Raw genomic sequence first — 16534 nt, forward strand, 5'->3', positions numbered from 1 at the left:
TCTGATCCAACACTGTGCAATGGATAACGCAACGATGCAGCAATCATTGGAGTTGCTTGTGTCTTACGTGCGTTAGATGTGCTGTCTTGTGCGACAAAGTGACGGTCCAGGCCGATACCAGTTAGCAACCCAAAGCGCAAACCAGGGCCAACAGTCCACTCATTACGCCATGATAGATCATAATTGATGCGCGCCATGTCTCTGCCCACAATATCAGTGAGCGACACGCGTTTGTGACCGTGTAGTTGCAACGAGGACCGCACTTCGCCACCAATCCGTGCAAGCTGGTAACGGCGTTCGTACATGACATTGCCGACCAATGTGGGTTGAATGTCATTGCTTTCATTATCACGCAAGGTTTCAAAATTTAGTAATTGCGCTTGGAAAAACACATCGCGTTTGACACGGGTGAGCTTTATTCCAGAACCAAGTCTGTCCCGGCCCGAATATCCATAGTTCGATCGATATCCGCTGTCAGATGCGGCTTCGACATCAAAGCTTAGGGCAAAACCCTTACCCAGGTTAAACTCAGCATAACCAGTAACGTAATTTCGTAATTCGCCAGGTATCAGCGTATCTTGGGAAGCGGCCCCGTTTAGCTCTAGGTAACCGCGGCGAAATTTTTTGCGAAACCGTAGTTCAACTGTCGATGTTACTGGGGACACATAGGGAGTTATTGTGACATCTGCATGATCACCGAGTGTAATAAAATAGGGCACCTTGATGCCAAGCCCTAGGGTCGTGCTGGACACAAATTTAGGCGTAAGAAACCCTGTTGTGCGCTTCAGGGAAGGATCTGGAACACGCATAGTCGGCAAGTATAGTAATGGAACGCCCAGCAATCTAAACTGTGCATGTCGGAAATAGATTTGCTTTTCTTCGCGATCGTGGATGGCGCGTTCGGCGCGGATTTGCCAGATGGGAATACCTGTTCCACATATTTGGCATGAGGTCGCCACGACCTTTCGCAGGACTGTATACCGGCCCTCTACGCGGTCTGTCTGCGCAGATAAAATCTGCAATTCTTGGTTCAAGACATAGCGTGCGCCGCGCAAAATGCCGTTTTCCAGCTTGCTATCTAAGTCAGCACTATCTGCAATGATGATGTCGCCGTTCTTTTGGGACATGCGTATAGGGCCCTCGATGATAAGTTCATCGCGGGCTTGGTCGTAGATAATCTTGTCGGTAAAAAGTCTGATTCCATCGTAGAACGCTTCAACATTTCCCGTAGCCACAAGGCGTTCATCTTTTGTAATCAAAACACTGTCTGCAACCAACAAGGCTGCATCGACGCTTTGAGCGCGGGCAGGAAATACTAAACACGTACTTACAAATGTAACGACACTAAAAATACGCAAGATATGGACAAAATAGCTCATCCGTCCTCCATATGCAGCAAAAGGCCGAGTGCAAGCAAAATCGAAGCGATCGGCGGTGTCCAAGCAGCAATCACTGTAGGTAACTGTCCATTTTCACCTAAAATTTGCGCAAAATTTCGGACGTAGAATAGACCAAACCCTAGCATAACTGCCGCCAAAACGGCTATGCCTGTTTTTCCAAAGCGGCTATGGCGCATTGTGAAACCGGCGCCAACAAGCACCATTGCCATCAAGAAAAGTGGTCGGGCGAGTTCCATTTGTCGCCAAACTTCGTGGCGGCGCGCCGAAAACCCAGCGTCTTTCAGCTCGTTAATATAGGCACCCAAGTCCCAGATAGAGGTCGCGGAAGGCTCTGAGAAACTATCGCGGATACGTTCAATTGTAAGCGTCGTCGGAATTGACAATTGATCCAACTCACGCGCGTTTTCTTCAGGATTTTCGTCGGTGTCCAAAGGCCAAAGCTTTGCCGATATCAGCTGCCAACCATTTGCTGTTAGGTTCGCTTGTTCAGCAGAAATATGGGTGTGGGGCTGGCCTGATGAGTTGAATTGTAAAAAACTCACATCAAAAAGCGTCGTCATTTGTTCAGTCGCTGCATTTGCGTGAATGACCGTTTGGCCATCTTCATCGCCTTGGCGCAACCAAAGCCCGTCTCGTCCAATAGAAAAAGTACTTTGATCTTGCTTTTTGTATTCTCTCTCAAGGGTCAAATAACGTTGGCTTGTTGCGGCGACAATGGGATTAAACAAGGTCACTGCACCAATACCAATAAGTGCGGATACAACCATCGGCGAAATCAACGCAACCAATGCTGATCGTCCCGCAGAGCGAGTGACGACCAACTCTGATGTTCGTGCGAGGGTCAAAAACAATGAGACCGAGGATAGGATCATGATCAGCGGTAAAATCTGATAAATTGCTCCGGGCGCGTTAAGCAATGTCAGAACTAGAATGTCAGAGAAGCCGACACCTTCGTTGCTGAAGCGTCGCATTTGTTCAATCAGGTCAATCAGCGTCAAGAATGCTATAAATATCAGAAGCGTCGCTAAGAAAACGCGGAAAAAACGTCGTGCGAAGTAGAGGTGTAAGATCATGCCGCAACCTCTGCTACGGGGATGGTTTTTCGGCGACGCCGTGGACGGGCCGCAAGCCAAAGCATAAAGGACGCCGCCCCGAGGCCGAAAACACTTTGGGCGTATACAAGGGGCCAAAGCATCGGATTGGCACGGACCGGATCGGTCACTATGCTCTCTACCAATTTCACGAGAACCAAAAGCAAAATTGCACCGATAATTTGTTGCCCGACACCAAAGCGAGAAAAGCCGCCAACGAGCAAAGTTGAAAACCCTATGAGGGCCGCAACAAGGCATAAGATTGGTTGATTAAAACGACCGTGTGCTTCCTCTAGAACACGGCCTGGCAATGCGCCGGTGCTCGTTGCAATAATTTCAGTAGCATATAACATTTGAAGGGTCGGTCGTTGATCCAAGGGCTTAAAGAGCGCGCCTGGTTCTTCGATAAAACTAGATATGCTGTAAGAGAAATCCGTAAATCTAGTAATTGTTAGTTTGCGGGTGCTTTCATCCAACGCTTGGGCAATTCCATTCACCATGACTAACTTTGGCCCCGTTGGTTCTTTGACAAGAAAACCATCGATTGATGTATACGTGGCGGCGCGCGCCTCATTTCGGCGATCGCTTAGGAAAACATCTTTCAAAACGCCTTCTGGCGTAATCTCTCGAATATAGAACGTCACATCTTTTGTGGGATTCATAAACTCGCCTTCACGCAAAAGTTGAGACGAAAATGATCCGCTTATTTCGTTCTCTCGAAAGCGCAGCTGTTCCAAGGACGTTGGGACCAAAAAATGGGTCAACGTCATCATAAACGCTCCGACTAAAAGCCCGAATATGACGATGGGACGCGCAAGTCTCCAAGGGGAATACCCAGTGGCCTGCATCACCACCAATTCACTTTCAGATGCCAATCTGTTGGTGACATAGATCGATGCGGCGAAGGCTGACATTGGTAGAACCATTCGAACAATATTTGGCAGGCTAAGGGCCGTAAATTCGAGGAACACAGACGCAGGCTGACCATCTGCGATCAATCGATCAAACAGGATGACTGCGCGGTTAATCCAATAGACTGACACCAGCACCAAAGAAAAGAAGCCGAACAGCACAAACAGTTGCGACAGCACGTATCTGTCGAATTTAGTCAAGTGCGCCCCCATTTCCTGCTCGTTTTTTGTAGGTCTAGCCTATTTTGAGCTTGTGGAAAACTGCTATCTGGCCATGTGCAAGGAACAGCGCTATCCCTTGAGTAAATGTTGAAAAGGAACGCCCGAACATGCCAAATCTTATCGCCACGACTTTCGCCGCTGTTGATCTTGATGCCTTAGCGGGTTTTGAAGGACGTATCGCTCTCGTAATTGCGCAAGACGGTAAATTGGATTCAGGTGCGCGGCGTGTGAACCGCTTGACCAAGGGCGCGGTTGCGCGTGTGATCGAGACAGGCGAACTTGAAGGCGCATCAGCTGGCAAGGTCATGACGCTGACTTATCCCACGGGTATGGCGGCGCAAGCAATCGATATCCTGTGTCTTGATCGCCGTCCAAGTGTTCTAGATGCGCGTGCGGCGGGTGCAGGTCTTGGCAAAGCGATGGGCGAGGGGGCTGCGCTATTGATTGCTGAAAGCAACACAAAAATAGCGCAAATCGTGCTGGGGGCGGCAATGCGCGCCTATGAATTTACCCCTCATAAAACAAAAGAAAATGATAAATCCCGCAGCTTGACTGTTATGTGCGCCAAGCCTGAAGAGGTCGCGCCAGAAGTCGCCACCCTGATGACCATAGCTGAGGGCTCGCACATGACCCGCGATCTGGTGAATGAGCCTGCGAATGTTTTGACGACAACCGAATTTGCGGATCGTTTGAAAGAGATGGAAAGCCTTGGACTGGACGTCGAAATCCTTGAAGAAGCGGACCTTGAAAAGCTGGGCATGCGCACGTTGCTTTGCGTCGGGCAGGGCTCTGACAGCCCGTCCAAAGTTGTCGTGATGCGCTGGAATGGCGGCGAAAAAGATACGGCTCCGCTGGCTTTGGTCGGCAAAGGCGTTGTGTTTGATACAGGCGGGATTTCGCTCAAACCCGGTGCAGGCATGGAAGATATGACCATGGATATGGGGGGCGCGGGTGTTGTATCTGGCGTCATGCGCACCTTGGCGCTGCGCAAGGCAAAGGCCAATGTGGTTGGCCTTGTGGGCATTGTTGAAAACATGCCCTCTAGCAACGCGGTGCGCCCGGGTGATGTGATCCGTTCCATGAAGGGCGACACGGTCGAAGTCATCAACACCGACGCCGAAGGCCGTCTGGTTCTGTGTGATGTCATGTGGTACGCTCAAGAACGCTTCAAGCCTTTGGGAATGATTGATCTGGCAACGCTCACTGGCGCGATCATCGTTGGTCTGGGTCATGAAAATGCGGGTGTGTTTTCCAATAATGACGCGTTGTGTGATGCTTTCCTGAAGGCTGCCGAGGCAGAGGGCGAAGGTGCGTGGCGCATGCCTCTTGGCAAAGCCTACGACGACCTGCTCAAATCCCGTATCGCAGATATGAAAAACATAGGTGGCCGTGCTGCGGGCTCTGTGACAGCCGCGCAGTTCTTGCAGCGCTTTGTCAAAGACGAAACGCCATGGATTCACCTCGATATCGCGGGTGTTGCATCCGTAAAATCTGAAACCAGGTTGGCACCCGTTGGCGCAACAGGGTGGGGTGTGATGGCGCTAAACCGCCTTGTGCATGATATGTTTGAAAGCTGAACATGGGCGCAGTTTATTTCTACCACCTGACACGCAAACCCTTGGAAGCGACATTGCCTTTGTTGCTTTCAAAAGCGCTTGGTGCGGGGTGGCGCTGTCTTGTGGTGGGCAACGATCCGGCACGGCTCAACGGTTTAGATAAAAACCTTTGGAACGGAAAGAATACGGATTTCTTAGCGCATGGTCGCGCGGGCGGTCCAAATGATGTTGATCAACCGATCTTGCTTAGCCCAAAACACACAACAGAAAATCAAGCTGCGTGCGCGATGTGCATCGACGGCGCAGATGTCACCGCTGAGCAAGTCAAAACCTACGAACGCACCTGCATTCTCTTTGACGGCAACGACGAGGCCCAAACCCAATTCGCGCGCACGCAATGGAAATCACTCACCGATGCAGGATGCGCCGCACAATACTGGTCAGAGGAAAGTGGCAATTGGCAAATGAAGGCCAAGAAAGACTAACGCCCATGCTTCCCCTTTCCCAAATATCCCTGCCGGAGGCTTCCAACGTCTAAAATCTTACTAACGTACCAGAACAAGCATTCCACCAGAAATTTCAATCCGCTCAAAAGTCTGCAAATAGCTCATTCCCATCAAGGATTGTGACATCTGACCTTCGTTCACATCAACGCGAAAGCCTGGGATCTCGGCACCTTTGAATCCAAAGCGATCGGTGCGCACGGACGCGATGCGCACTTTACCGTTGGCCGTCATGGCTTCGGATAAAAACGCAAGATCCTCCAAAATGATGCCAGCTTTTTCTGCATCGGCCTTGCGCAAAACAACACCCGTCGCGCCGGTGTCGACAACAAAGCGAATGGGCACGTCGTTAACCATCGCAACAGCATAATAGTGTCCGTCGCGCGCACGGGGCAGTTCTATCCGTTCGCCATTTTGGACAATGCTTTGCTCGGGGACGACAGTTTGGCGAATGTCGCCCCACATGCCATAGGCCGCGATCACGCCAATGAAAATCAGCGCCCAAACTGCCAACTGTTGCAACACTTTGTTCATTGAATTGCGACCTGCTGTGAAGAACCAGAACGCGATTACACCACCCAAGATCACCAAATAGATCAAATTGCCAAAATCATCGCCCGAAAACTGTTCCATCACGCGCCTCCTGAAAACCTATGTAGGCACTTATCCCAGAAGTCCAAAGTCCTTAAGGCCATTTAGCATGAACTGCACGGCCAGAGCCGCTAACAGCATGCCAAGCAAGCGCGATACGACGTTAATGCCAGTTTTGCCCAACATCCGCTCTAACGGGCTGGCAGCTTGGAAAAAGATGAACGTGACGACCAAAACCAAAAGCATTACAGCCAGTGAAACCCCAAGCCCCGTGTAGCCAGGTGTTGCGCCCACCAGCAAAATTACTGTCGCGATCGACCCCGGTCCCGCGATTAGGGGAATGGCTAGGGGGAAGACGGAGGGATCATCAAAATCTTCGTCTTCATCATCGGCTGTATCTTCGCGTCGTTTTGAACGGCGTTCGAACAACATGTCCAACGCTGTCAGAAGCAAAAGAATGCCGCCTGCGATTTTGAATGCTGCCATTGAAATTCCGATGAAACCCAACAAGGCTTCGCCGAACACTGCAAACGCTGCCAAGATTCCAGCGGACACAAGCGTCGCACGAATTGCAATCGCGCGGCGTTGTTTTGGGGACATGCCTTGGGTCAACGCCACAAACATGGGCGTCAGGCCGATGGGGTCAATTATAACAAACAACGTCACAAATGAAGTGATGAAAAATGCTGTGTCGATCATTTTGCGCCTGCTGCATCCAGTTTTTCAAGCGCTGCCATCCACATGGATTCGGCACGTCCATGGGCATCCATGACTTCCGCGTATTTTTTATTCCACGTGTCCAGCTCGCCCTTGCGCGCTTCTTCATAGAGAACCGGATCAGCCAATTTCTTGGCCAGCTTGTCCCGCATGTCATTGATTTTATTGACACGATCTTCGCATTTACGCACGTCAAGGCGCATTGCTTTGATCTGCTCTTGGGACTGGCCTTTTGGCTTTGCTTTTTCGACGGGCTTGCCACCTTTGCCTTTTGTAGGCTTGTCAGGGCTAAGCAGCATCTTGCGATAGGTTTCTAAGTCTTCGTCATAAACAGACACATGACCGTCTTTCACCAACCACAAACGATCCGCGACCATGGACAGCAAGTGCATGTCGTGGCTCACAAGGATCACGGCACCCGAATAGGCGGTTAAGGCGTCAACCAGCGCTTCGCGGGATTCGATATCTAGGTGGTTTGTCGGTTCGTCGAGGATAAGTAGGTGCGGCGCGGGCAGGGTGGCCAGCAGCAACGAAAGACGCGCTTTTTGGCCACCCGACAGACGGCCCACAACGGTATCGGCCTGATCTGCGCCAAGACCAAAACCAGCAAGACGCGCACGCAGACGCGCTTGGCCCTCAGCGGGGCGTTCGCGCAGCAAGTGCTCTAGCGGAGTTTCGTCTATATAGAGTTCATCCACCTGATGTTGCGCAAAGAAGCCGATGCGCAGCTTGTTAGATGTGGTCATGGTCCCGCTTGCGATTTGCAAACGATCAGAGAGCATTTTGGACAGCGTCGATTTGCCTTCGCCGTTGCGACCCAGCAACGCGATGCGGTCATCTTGGTCAATGCGCAGGTTCAGATCACGCAGAATGATCGTCTCGCCGTAGCCAACAGATGCTTTTTCAGTGGCAATAATCGGGGGGGACAATTCTTCGGGCTTGGGGAAGGTGAAGACCGTACGCGCCACGTCTTCCGGGGCACGAATGGTTTCCATCTTTTCCAGTGCTTTCACACGCGACTGGGCTTGCTTGGCTTTTGAAGCTTTGGCTTTGAAACGGTCTACAAACGCTTGAAGATGCTCACGTTTTGCGTCTTGTTTCTTGGCGGCAGATGCCAGCAATGCACGTTTTTGTGCACGCTGCTTGGCGAACATATCGTACGTACCAGTGTAGTAGATCAGGCCCTTATCTTCGAGATGCAGAATGCCGCCAACGGAGCGGTTCAGCAGTTCACGGTCGTGCGATACGATCAAAACTGTGTGTGGGTATTTGACGAGATATGCCTCAAGCCAAAGCGCGCCTTCAAGATCAAGATAGTTTGTCGGTTCGTCCAGTAACAGCAAGTCAGGCTCAGAAAACAGAACCGCCGCCAACGCGACGCGCATGCGCCAACCGCCTGAAAAGGCTGAACAAGGTTGCAGCTGTTCGTCATGCGTAAAACCAAGGCCACGAAGAATGGTGGCGGCGCGGGCTTCGGCCGACCATGCATCAATATCGGCAAGGCGCGTTTGAACTTCGGAAATACGCGCGGGATCGGTGGTTGTTTCGGCCTCGGCCAGCAGCGCTTCGCGTTCGGTGTCAGCGCGCAAAACTGTGTCGATTAAAGACACTTCGTTGCCGGGGACTTCCTGAGAAACACCGCCGATTTTCCAGCCCTTGGGCATGTTCACAACGCCGGTATCCAATACCATTTCGCCACGAATAATTTTGAACAGCGTGGTTTTGCCAGAGCCATTGCGCCCGACAAGACCAACCTTATGTCCGGTTGGAATGGTGACGGATGCGTTTTCGACCAATGTGCGGCCCGCAACGGAGTATGTGATATCAGATATTTTAAGCATGCGCGGGCGATAGCAGAGGAAATGCGGCGACACCAGCGGTGATCTTTGCCAGAGTGCCACGCCGTTTCAGATCGCGGCTTTTCAACACGAGGTGCCCATGCTAAGCGCGCCTCAGAATTCGATCGGCGTATCCCGCATGGGGCGGAACGCTATTAAATAAAGGACGTCTCTCATGGCTCTGGAACGCACATTTTCAATCATCAAGCCTGATGCAACGCGCCGTAACCTTACTGGCAAAATCGTAGCAAAGTTCGAAGAGGCTGGCCTGCGCGTTGTCGCATCCAAGCGTATTCAGATGACACTCGCACAAGCACAAGTCTTTTACGGTGTTCACTCTGAGCGTCCGTTCTTTGGCGAACTGTGTGACTTCATGATTTCTGAGCCAGTTGTTGTTCAGGTTCTTGAAGGCGAAAGCGCAATCGCGAAAAACCGCGAAGTTATGGGTGCTACGAATCCCGCGGACGCTGCTGCGGGCACAATCCGCGCTGATTTCGCAGAATCAGTTGGCGAAAACTCTGTTCATGGGTCTGATGCTCCTGAGACGGCAGCAGAAGAGATCGCGTTTTTCTTTTCTGGTCTAGAACTGGTTGGCTAATCGCCGTTTGTGATTTCGGGATGGGGGCCAGCCCCCAGACCCCCGAGGTTTACTTAGAAAGATGAAAAGCGCCCGACTTTAGGGGCGCTTTTCTACGACACCGATTGCGTCAAGGGCTGCTTCCAATTCGGAGCGGCCCTTTTCTTTTGCGCCAAAAGCAGATGATTTGATTTTATCGAAGGTTTTGCGCAACGTGGCTTTTTCAGCACCGATGCAGTCATTCCAAGGGCGTCCTTGGAGGCCCATGACAAGCGCATAGTAGCCGATGAAATGGGGCCGTGTTCCATCTTTTATCAGCTGGATATAGGTTGCGTCAGCGCCGAGATCGCGCACCTGCTGCGCGCTGGTGAGACCCGCTTTGGCGAAGCTTGCACCGCTTGCGGGGCCAAGATTTGGAATCGTTGAAACTGGATCGCCCATGCAGAAGAGGTTAGCACAGCGCGCGCGGTTCAGATACTTGCAAAATCGGTGAAGATCATTGGTTTGTTCGGTTTTTCACTTGCTGGAACGTTTGAGTTTGCTGGAACTGGCTTGCTCGGGGGGGCTTGGTGGCTTTGATAGGGACACGGAACTTCCTTTCGATCAAGGTATGGAGCGGGACGTTTGATTTGATCGTTCTGACAGGCAGGAAAGGCAGTGCGATGCCGGAAATGCAGCGGATTTGGGGTATTCCAAAACCACTTATGTCAACTAATCCAGATCGATTTGTTTCGTGTTATCACCCAAAATGGGCGCGATTACCCATTGCGGATCACCCACTATAGACCCTATGTATGGGTTACGGATCGTGGTTGTATCGCAAACATGACCCGGGAGAGTTTCGCTGCCGCCCGCTTTGCAATAGCAAAGGCGTTTGGAGGCAGACAGATACGGCCCAGATGGTGATCTTTTCAAATGGAGACCAACGGGCCTTACGACGCGCCGTTTCTTTGCAATGAAGAGCGGCTCATAATGGGCGCACGTATCAGTTTTGGTATGATGTGTCGGAGAAGAAACGCGATGAAGCGCGCGCAAGGCATGAGTATCAGAGCAGGAGCCCACTACGGGCTCTGCCGGCCTGCGCGCACCATCGCCCATACCAGACGTCCCCCACATCAGACAAATGGACCGCCAGATCACAGATGTGATCCGGTGCCTGCCTTACGTGCTGGACGCAATCGGATATTATGCCAAAGAAAATGCTTATCGATGCCACCCACGCGGAAGAAACCCGCGTTGTTGTGGTCGACGGAAACAAGGTTGAGGAATTTGACTTTGAATCCGAAAAAAAACGCCAGCTTGCTGGTAACATCTATCTTGCAAAAGTAACCCGCGTAGAGCCGTCTTTACAGGCGGCCTTTGTGGATTACGGTGGAAATCGTCATGGTTTCCTTGCGTTTTCGGAAATTCACCCTGACTATTATCTGATCCCTGTCGCGGACCGTGAGGCCCTGATGGAGCAAGAGCGCCTGCATGCTGAAAGCCAGCGTCAGCGCGATGAAGAGCAGGATAAACCAAGAGTACGCCGTTCGTCCACGAAGGCCGCAGATGCCAAAACGGATGATGCGGTTGTCAGTAAAGAGGTCGAGGCGGATGTTTTGGGTGAAGTCTCTGGAATGGAGACAATTGATCTAGCAGACGACGCTGTTGCGGAGGTTCCCGAGGGGACATCGCCAATGGTTGATGTCGCTGAGACACCTGTAGATACTCCTGCGGCTGGCGAAGCTGTTGAGACTGAGACGACTGTTGAGATCGAGGCCGGCGTTGCGGGTGATGTCGCAGCTCTGCGCGTGGAAGCGTTGCACGTGGATGATGACGAGATCGAAGGTGATCACGCACGCAAAGCCAGCAAGGCAACACAGCGCGACGAAAATATCGAATCTGTTTCTGATGAGGACGACGTTGAGGACATCAGTCCTACGCGCAAGCCACGTCCACGTCGCTATAAGATCCAAGAAGTTGTTAAAGTGCGCCAGATCCTTCTGGTTCAAGTCGTTAAGGAAGAGCGCGGCAACAAAGGCGCAGCCCTCACAACATACCTATCGCTTGCAGGTCGTTACTGCGTTCTTATGCCCAACACCGCACGCGGTGGTGGCATTTCCCGTAAGATCACCAATGCTGTAGATCGTAAGAAACTCAAAGAGATAGCGAACGAAATTGAAGTGCCGAAGGGGGCTGGTTTGATTGTTCGCACGGCGGGTGCCAAGCGCACCAAGACCGAAATCAAACGCGACTATGAATACTTGCAACGTTTGTGGGAGCAGATCCGCGAACTGACATTGAAATCTATCGCACCTACGAAGATTTACGAAGAAGGCGATTTGATCAAACGGTCGATCCGCGATCTCTATAACCGCGACATCGACGAAGTGTTTGTTGAGGGCGAGCGTGGCTACTGCATTGCCAAGGACTTCATGAAGATGATCATGCCGTCCCACGCAAAGAACGTGAAGCTCTACACTGAATCCATGCCGCTTTTTGCGCGCTATCAGGTCGAAAGCTATCTGTCGGGCATGTTTAACCCGACGGTTCAGCTGAAATCTGGCGGCTACATTGTGATCGACACGACAGAAGCGCTGGTTGCGGTCGATGTGAACTCTGGTCGTGCGACCAAAGAAGGCTCAATCGAGGACACAGCGACCAAGACCAACCTTGAAGCTGCTGAAGAAGTCGCGCGTCAATTGCGTCTGCGTGACCTTGCTGGTCTGATCGTCATCGACTTCATCGATATGGACGAGCGCAAGAACAATGCGGCTGTCGAAAAGCGCATGAAGGACAAGTTAAAGTCTGATCGCGCACGGATCCAAGTGGGTCGTATTTCTGGTTTCGGCCTGATGGAAATGTCGCGTCAGCGTCTACGCCCCGGCATGATCGAAGCAACGACTGCGCCTTGCCCATCGTGCCATGGTACTGGTTTGATCCGGTCTGACGACAACATGGCGTTGAACATTCTGCGCCAAATCGAGGAAGAAGGCGTGCGTCGTCGTTCTCGTGAGGTTCTGGTGCGCGCACCTGTGCCCGTTGCGAACTACTTGATGAACCAAAAGCGCGAGCACATCGCACAGATCGAAATTCGTTATGGCCTGTCTGTGCGGATTGAAGCGGATGGCCATTTGGTCAGCCCTGATTTCGCGTTGGAAAAGCTCAAGACGGCAACTCGCGTCGTACCTGAGCCGTCTGCGCATGTTGTTTCTGTTGATACATCCTTGATGGATCAAGTCGATGAAGATGTGGCTGATGAGGATGAAGAAGAGGCGGCTGAGGCGGTTTCTGAAAACAACGTCGGGGGTGCGCCTGAGCAAGATGCAGATGGTGAGGACAAGCCTAAGAAGCGCCGTCGTCGCCGTCGTCGTGGTGGCAAGAAGAACAACAATAATGGTGGCGAGAACGCGCATGGTGTAGAGGGTGCCACCGCATCTGAAAACACCGCTGAGGGGGATGCTGCCACAACACCTGCAACTGAGGGCGAAGCGCCTGTTGCTGCTGAAAGCGATGCACCTGCTGAAGCGAGTGCAGAGACGGTTGTGGCCGAGGATGCACCTGCTGAAAAGCCAAAGCGTGTGACGCGCGCTCGTAGCCGTGCCAAGCCCAAGAAGGACGAAGCACAGCAAGAAGGTGCGGTTGAAGCGGGTGAAACACCTGCTGAGCCAGTGGCCGAAAGTGCAGCCGAGCCTGAAGTCGTTGCGCAGAAACCCAAGCGTAAACGTGCACCGCGCAAGCCTAAGGCGGCAGCCGTTGAAGTGGCTGCTGAACCAGCTGCTGAGGGTGTTGCTGAGCCGGTTGCCGCACCTGTTGTGGAGGCTGCACCAGCACCTACACCTGCGCCTGAACCAACAGTTGAGCCAACACCTGCACCTGTCGAAGTGGCAGTTGTTGAATCTGTTGCGCCAGAAGTGGTTGAGCCGAAGACGCTTGCGTACGTGGAGCCAACCAAGCCTAAGCGCCGTGGTTGGTGGTCGCTCGGTAAGTAACAGAAGGCCCTAAAAAACTAAGCAAAGGGCCGCGTATCACACGCGGCTTTTTTGCGTTGTACCTAGCGGTCTTTGCGGATCACATAGACCTGAACAGCGCCTTCATCGCGCATTTCGACCAGTGTATGACCCGCCTCTGCGCAAAAATGGGGCACGTCGACAATTGCGGCGGGATCATCCGCACGCATTTCTAACTCATCCCCGATCTCCAAAGGTTGCAAACGCTTGCGCACTTTCAAAACGGGCAGGGGACAAAGTAGGGAAATTGCATCAAGTTCATGTCTCATACCCTTCATTTATGCGTGATGTTTCAGCCTGTCCACGCCCTTGTGACTTTGCATCATGCAGCGGCTCAGGCTACATGGGCGCATGTTCGGAATAGACATCATATCCGCAGGCCTTGCGCCCGCGATGGTCGTGGCGCTGCTGGCTGGCATCGTTTCGTTCCTTAGCCCTTGTGTACTCCCCATTGTGCCCCCGTATCTGGCCTACATGAGCGGCGTTTCCTTGCCTGAAATGCAAGGCACGCGCGAGGCACGTCGCCAAACAGGCATTGCTGCGATCTTCTTTGTAATGGGTCTGTCGACGATTTTTTTATTACTCGGGTTTACCGCCTCGATATTTGGTGCGTTTTTTTTGCAGAACCAAATTCTATTCGGCCAAATCGCAGGTGTCGTGATCATTATCTTCGGCTTGCATTTCCTTGGTATCTTCCGCATCGGTTTCCTCAACCGCGAAGCGCGTCTTGATGCAGGTGACAGGGGTGGCAGCGCCTTTGGTGCCTATGTTCTTGGCCTTGCCTTTGCCTTCGGCTGGACGCCCTGCATTGGCCCGCAACTTGGCGCGATACTATCATTGGCAGCTTCAGAGGCCGACGTTGTGCGCGGTACAACGTTGCTTGGTGTATACGCGCTTGGCCTTGGAATACCGTTCTTGTTGGCCGCATTTTTTATCGACCGCGCGATGGGCGTCATGACGGTATTGAAACGCCATATGGGACTGATCGAGAAAATTTCTGGTGTCCTCCTTATTCTCGTTGGCTTGGCCATGATCACAGGTGCGTTCTCGCTTTTCGCATTCTGGCTGCTTGAGACATTTCCAGCACTCGCAACACTCGGTTAAGTCATACTCTTGCCAAATAGGCCTGCTAGCTTGATGTTAGGCGAAAAAGGTGTGGCGTGATGAGTGAGCAAGGTAAACAGGTGAAAAACCGTCGGGTGTTTTCATCCCCGGCTATGACCCGTTCCATCCGCGTCGCTACCGAGAATTATACCGTAAAGAAAGTGCGGTGCAGGCAGAGATTTCCGACTATGAAATCGGGCTGAAGCCCAAGCAGGGCAAAGGGCCGTATGGTTGACATGTCAGCGCTTTGATTGACGATGTGGACGTGGAGACAGAGGTCGAAGTGCTCTACTGGGCCGATATGGTCAAAACCAGTATGAATATGGGGATCGGTGCGACCTACCGCGTGATGGCGCAGACCGCTTGGATCTACATCAGTTCTGGGGCGTTGTGGCGTTTGATGAAACTACGCAAAGGCCCTGTGATTGCTGCGCTGTATCCTGTTGGATTCTTGTTGGCGCAGGCTTTTCTGGCATGGATGGCTGCATATGGGATCGCGCAAGCGGTGCAGATGGTGTTCCCCAATATCGCAGGCAAGCTGATTGGATGGGGCATTGGAGCAGGGATAGCCTATGGCATCCTCGATTTCTTCCGGCGCAAAGATAAAAAGTTTTTCGCCTACCACCTTATGCACGACTATGCCTATTCTGCGCGCACACGCGGTGCCAATCCGCCCGAATTAGAAGCGCGCATGGCGGAGTTCGTGATTCGCTTAAATGAGGCGCTGAATTCAGATGCCGACGAGGTCCTCGTTATCGGTCATTCCTCTGGCGCGCATTTGGGTGTCTCGGTCCTTGCAGACCTACTGCGCCAAGGATCGTTGCCCACAACGGGCCCGACCCTTAGCTTTCTCACCCTTGGCCAAGTTGTTCCTATGGTGTCCTTCTTGCCCGATGCATGGCGCCTTCGTGCAGACCTTGCATATATGTCCTCACAAGACACCCCATTCTGGGTCGATGTGACGGCCCCCGGCGATGGGTGTGCGTTTGCTTTGTGTGATCCGGTCAGCGTCACAGGCGTTGCACCTTTGGACAAGAAGCAGCCTTTGGTTTTTTCGACAGCGTTCACACAGACCCTAAGTCCCGCGCGCTGGAACGAATTAAAGTGGCGGTTTTTCCGTCTACATTTCCAATATCTTTGCGCGTTTGATCGGCCTAAAGATTATGACTACTTTCAGATCACGGCTGGCCCAATGACATTATCGCAACGTTATCTAGGACGTCCGCCATCCAAAAGCCGGATCGAGGCACCTGTTAATCGTTTCAAGCCAGTCGCGCCATGAGTGATGTGAACCTGCCCCCCAAACCCAAAGCGCGCGCCGTAAAGGTAAGCCTGCGCCAATATGTGAAACTGTTTCGCAAGGACATCCTATCCGCGCATGGACGGCCGAATTTCGAACGCCGTTCTTTCGATCCTACCTGATCAATCAACTAGAGCTGATGAAAATGGTTCTGAAAGAGCGCCCTGATGTGTTTCGCAAAAGTGCGCGTGTCAGTGAGGGGCTGCGTCCCTTGCTTGGCGAGGGGGTGTTTTTGACCAATGGTGAAACGTGGAAGCGCCAGCGCCGTATCATTGACCCTGCCTTTGAGGGCGGACGCCTGCGCGAGACGTTTCCGGCGATGTGGGCGGCGGCGGACGCAGCAGTAAAGCGGCTGGAACCGTTCATTGATCGTGAGGTCGAGATTGAAGAACACACCAGCCACGCGACCGCTGATGTGATCTTTCGCACGTTATTTTCAATCCCGATTGAAAACGAAACGGCCACAGAAATGTTTAACGAATTTAAGACCTATCAACGCTCACAGCTGCTTTTGAACCTTGCGGCGATCTTTCCGTTACCCCGTTGGATACCGCGATTTTTTCGCTCTGAAACACGCACTTCTGCGTTCAAAATCCGCGCCTTGATCACGCAGTTAACGACGTTGCGGACCCAGCAGATCAAAGACGGGAGTGCGCCTGATGATTTGGTGACCAAGATCATGCTGACGCAGGACCCCGTTACAGGCGAACGCTTCACGACGGGCGAAATGGTCGA

12 protein-coding genes and 3 pseudogenes are annotated in these 16534 nt (G+C 52.4%); 7 read left to right on the forward strand and 8 right to left on the reverse strand.

Annotation, left to right across the window (positions count from 1 at the left end; translation table 11 throughout):
* The 3 genes and pseudogenes from QZ279_RS15245 to lptF all read right to left on the reverse strand — a co-directional run.
* Positions 1-1379: pseudogene (locus QZ279_RS15245) on the reverse strand (LPS-assembly protein LptD); the annotation flags it as partial.
* Positions 1376-2473: an LPS export ABC transporter permease LptG gene (gene lptG, locus QZ279_RS15250; RefSeq protein WP_293452505.1), complete on the reverse strand. Its 1098-nt coding sequence runs from the start codon at positions 2471-2473 to the stop codon at positions 1376-1378. The gene lptG and the pseudogene QZ279_RS15245, both read right to left, overlap by 4 nt.
* A complete protein-coding gene (lptF, locus tag QZ279_RS15255) occupies positions 2470-3603 on the reverse strand; it encodes an LPS export ABC transporter permease LptF (protein ID WP_293452508.1) in 1134 nt (377 codons plus the stop codon). Before lptF ends, lptG begins: the two co-directional genes overlap by 4 nt.
* Positions 3604-3731: 128 nt before the next feature.
* On the opposite strand from lptF, the gene QZ279_RS15260 reads away from it, so the two are divergent.
* Positions 3732-5201, forward strand: coding sequence for a leucyl aminopeptidase (locus QZ279_RS15260; RefSeq protein ID WP_293452511.1), 1470 nt, complete (start codon positions 3732-3734; stop codon positions 5199-5201).
* A 2-nt stretch (positions 5202-5203) separates the two neighbouring features.
* Positions 5204-5665 (forward strand): DNA polymerase III subunit chi, encoded by a 462-nt coding sequence (locus tag QZ279_RS15265; RefSeq protein ID WP_293452513.1) that lies wholly within the window; start codon positions 5204-5206, stop codon positions 5663-5665.
* A gap of 60 nt (positions 5666-5725) precedes the next feature.
* Here QZ279_RS15265 and QZ279_RS15270 read toward each other — a convergent pair whose 3' ends face one another.
* The 3 genes from QZ279_RS15270 to QZ279_RS15280 are packed head-to-tail and all read right to left on the reverse strand — an operon-like array spanning position 5726 to position 8832.
* Positions 5726-6316 (reverse strand): TIGR02281 family clan AA aspartic protease, encoded by a 591-nt coding sequence (locus QZ279_RS15270; RefSeq protein WP_293452515.1) that lies wholly within the window; start codon positions 6314-6316, stop codon positions 5726-5728.
* 30 nt (positions 6317-6346) lie between these two features.
* Positions 6347-6973: a MarC family protein gene (locus tag QZ279_RS15275; RefSeq protein ID WP_293452517.1), complete on the reverse strand. Its 627-nt coding sequence runs from the start codon at positions 6971-6973 to the stop codon at positions 6347-6349.
* A complete protein-coding gene (locus tag QZ279_RS15280) occupies positions 6970-8832 on the reverse strand; it encodes an ABC-F family ATP-binding cassette domain-containing protein (protein ID WP_293452520.1) in 1863 nt (620 codons plus the stop codon). Before QZ279_RS15280 ends, QZ279_RS15275 begins: the two co-directional genes overlap by 4 nt.
* Before the next feature lie 172 nt (positions 8833-9004).
* Between QZ279_RS15280 and ndk the strand changes: the two genes are divergently transcribed.
* Positions 9005-9427 carry a nucleoside-diphosphate kinase gene (ndk, locus tag QZ279_RS15285; RefSeq protein WP_293452523.1) on the forward strand — a complete coding sequence of 141 codons (423 nt, stop codon included), beginning with the start codon at positions 9005-9007 and terminating at the stop codon, positions 9425-9427.
* 78 nt (positions 9428-9505) lie between these two features.
* On the opposite strand, the gene QZ279_RS15290 is transcribed toward ndk, so the two are convergent.
* On the reverse strand, positions 9506-9847 hold the full coding sequence (locus tag QZ279_RS15290) for a TfoX/Sxy family DNA transformation protein (RefSeq protein ID WP_293452526.1): 342 nt from the start codon (positions 9845-9847) through the stop codon (positions 9506-9508).
* A gap of 746 nt (positions 9848-10593) precedes the next feature.
* Between QZ279_RS15290 and QZ279_RS15295 the strand changes: the two genes are divergently transcribed.
* On the forward strand, positions 10594-13377 hold the full coding sequence (locus QZ279_RS15295) for a ribonuclease E/G (protein ID WP_293452529.1): 2784 nt from the start codon (positions 10594-10596) through the stop codon (positions 13375-13377).
* 62 nt (positions 13378-13439) lie between these two features.
* Here QZ279_RS15295 and QZ279_RS15300 read toward each other — a convergent pair whose 3' ends face one another.
* Positions 13440-13673: a sulfurtransferase TusA family protein gene (locus QZ279_RS15300; protein ID WP_293452532.1), complete on the reverse strand. Its 234-nt coding sequence runs from the start codon at positions 13671-13673 to the stop codon at positions 13440-13442.
* A 73-nt stretch (positions 13674-13746) separates the two neighbouring features.
* Here QZ279_RS15300 and QZ279_RS15305 point away from each other — a divergent pair, with 73 nt between their 5' ends.
* The 3 genes and pseudogenes from QZ279_RS15305 to QZ279_RS15315 form a co-directional block, all read left to right on the forward strand.
* A complete protein-coding gene (locus QZ279_RS15305; RefSeq protein ID WP_293452535.1) occupies positions 13747-14499 on the forward strand; it encodes a cytochrome c biogenesis protein CcdA in 753 nt (250 codons plus the stop codon).
* A gap of 59 nt (positions 14500-14558) precedes the next feature.
* A pseudogene (locus QZ279_RS15310) lies at positions 14559-15781 on the forward strand (hypothetical protein).
* Positions 15778-16534, forward strand: a pseudogene (locus QZ279_RS15315) (cytochrome P450); the annotation flags it as partial. The pseudogenes QZ279_RS15310 and QZ279_RS15315, both read left to right, overlap by 4 nt.

The organism is Planktotalea sp. (assembly GCF_018607965.1).
In the GTDB taxonomy this organism is placed as follows: domain Bacteria; phylum Pseudomonadota; class Alphaproteobacteria; order Rhodobacterales; family Rhodobacteraceae; genus Planktotalea.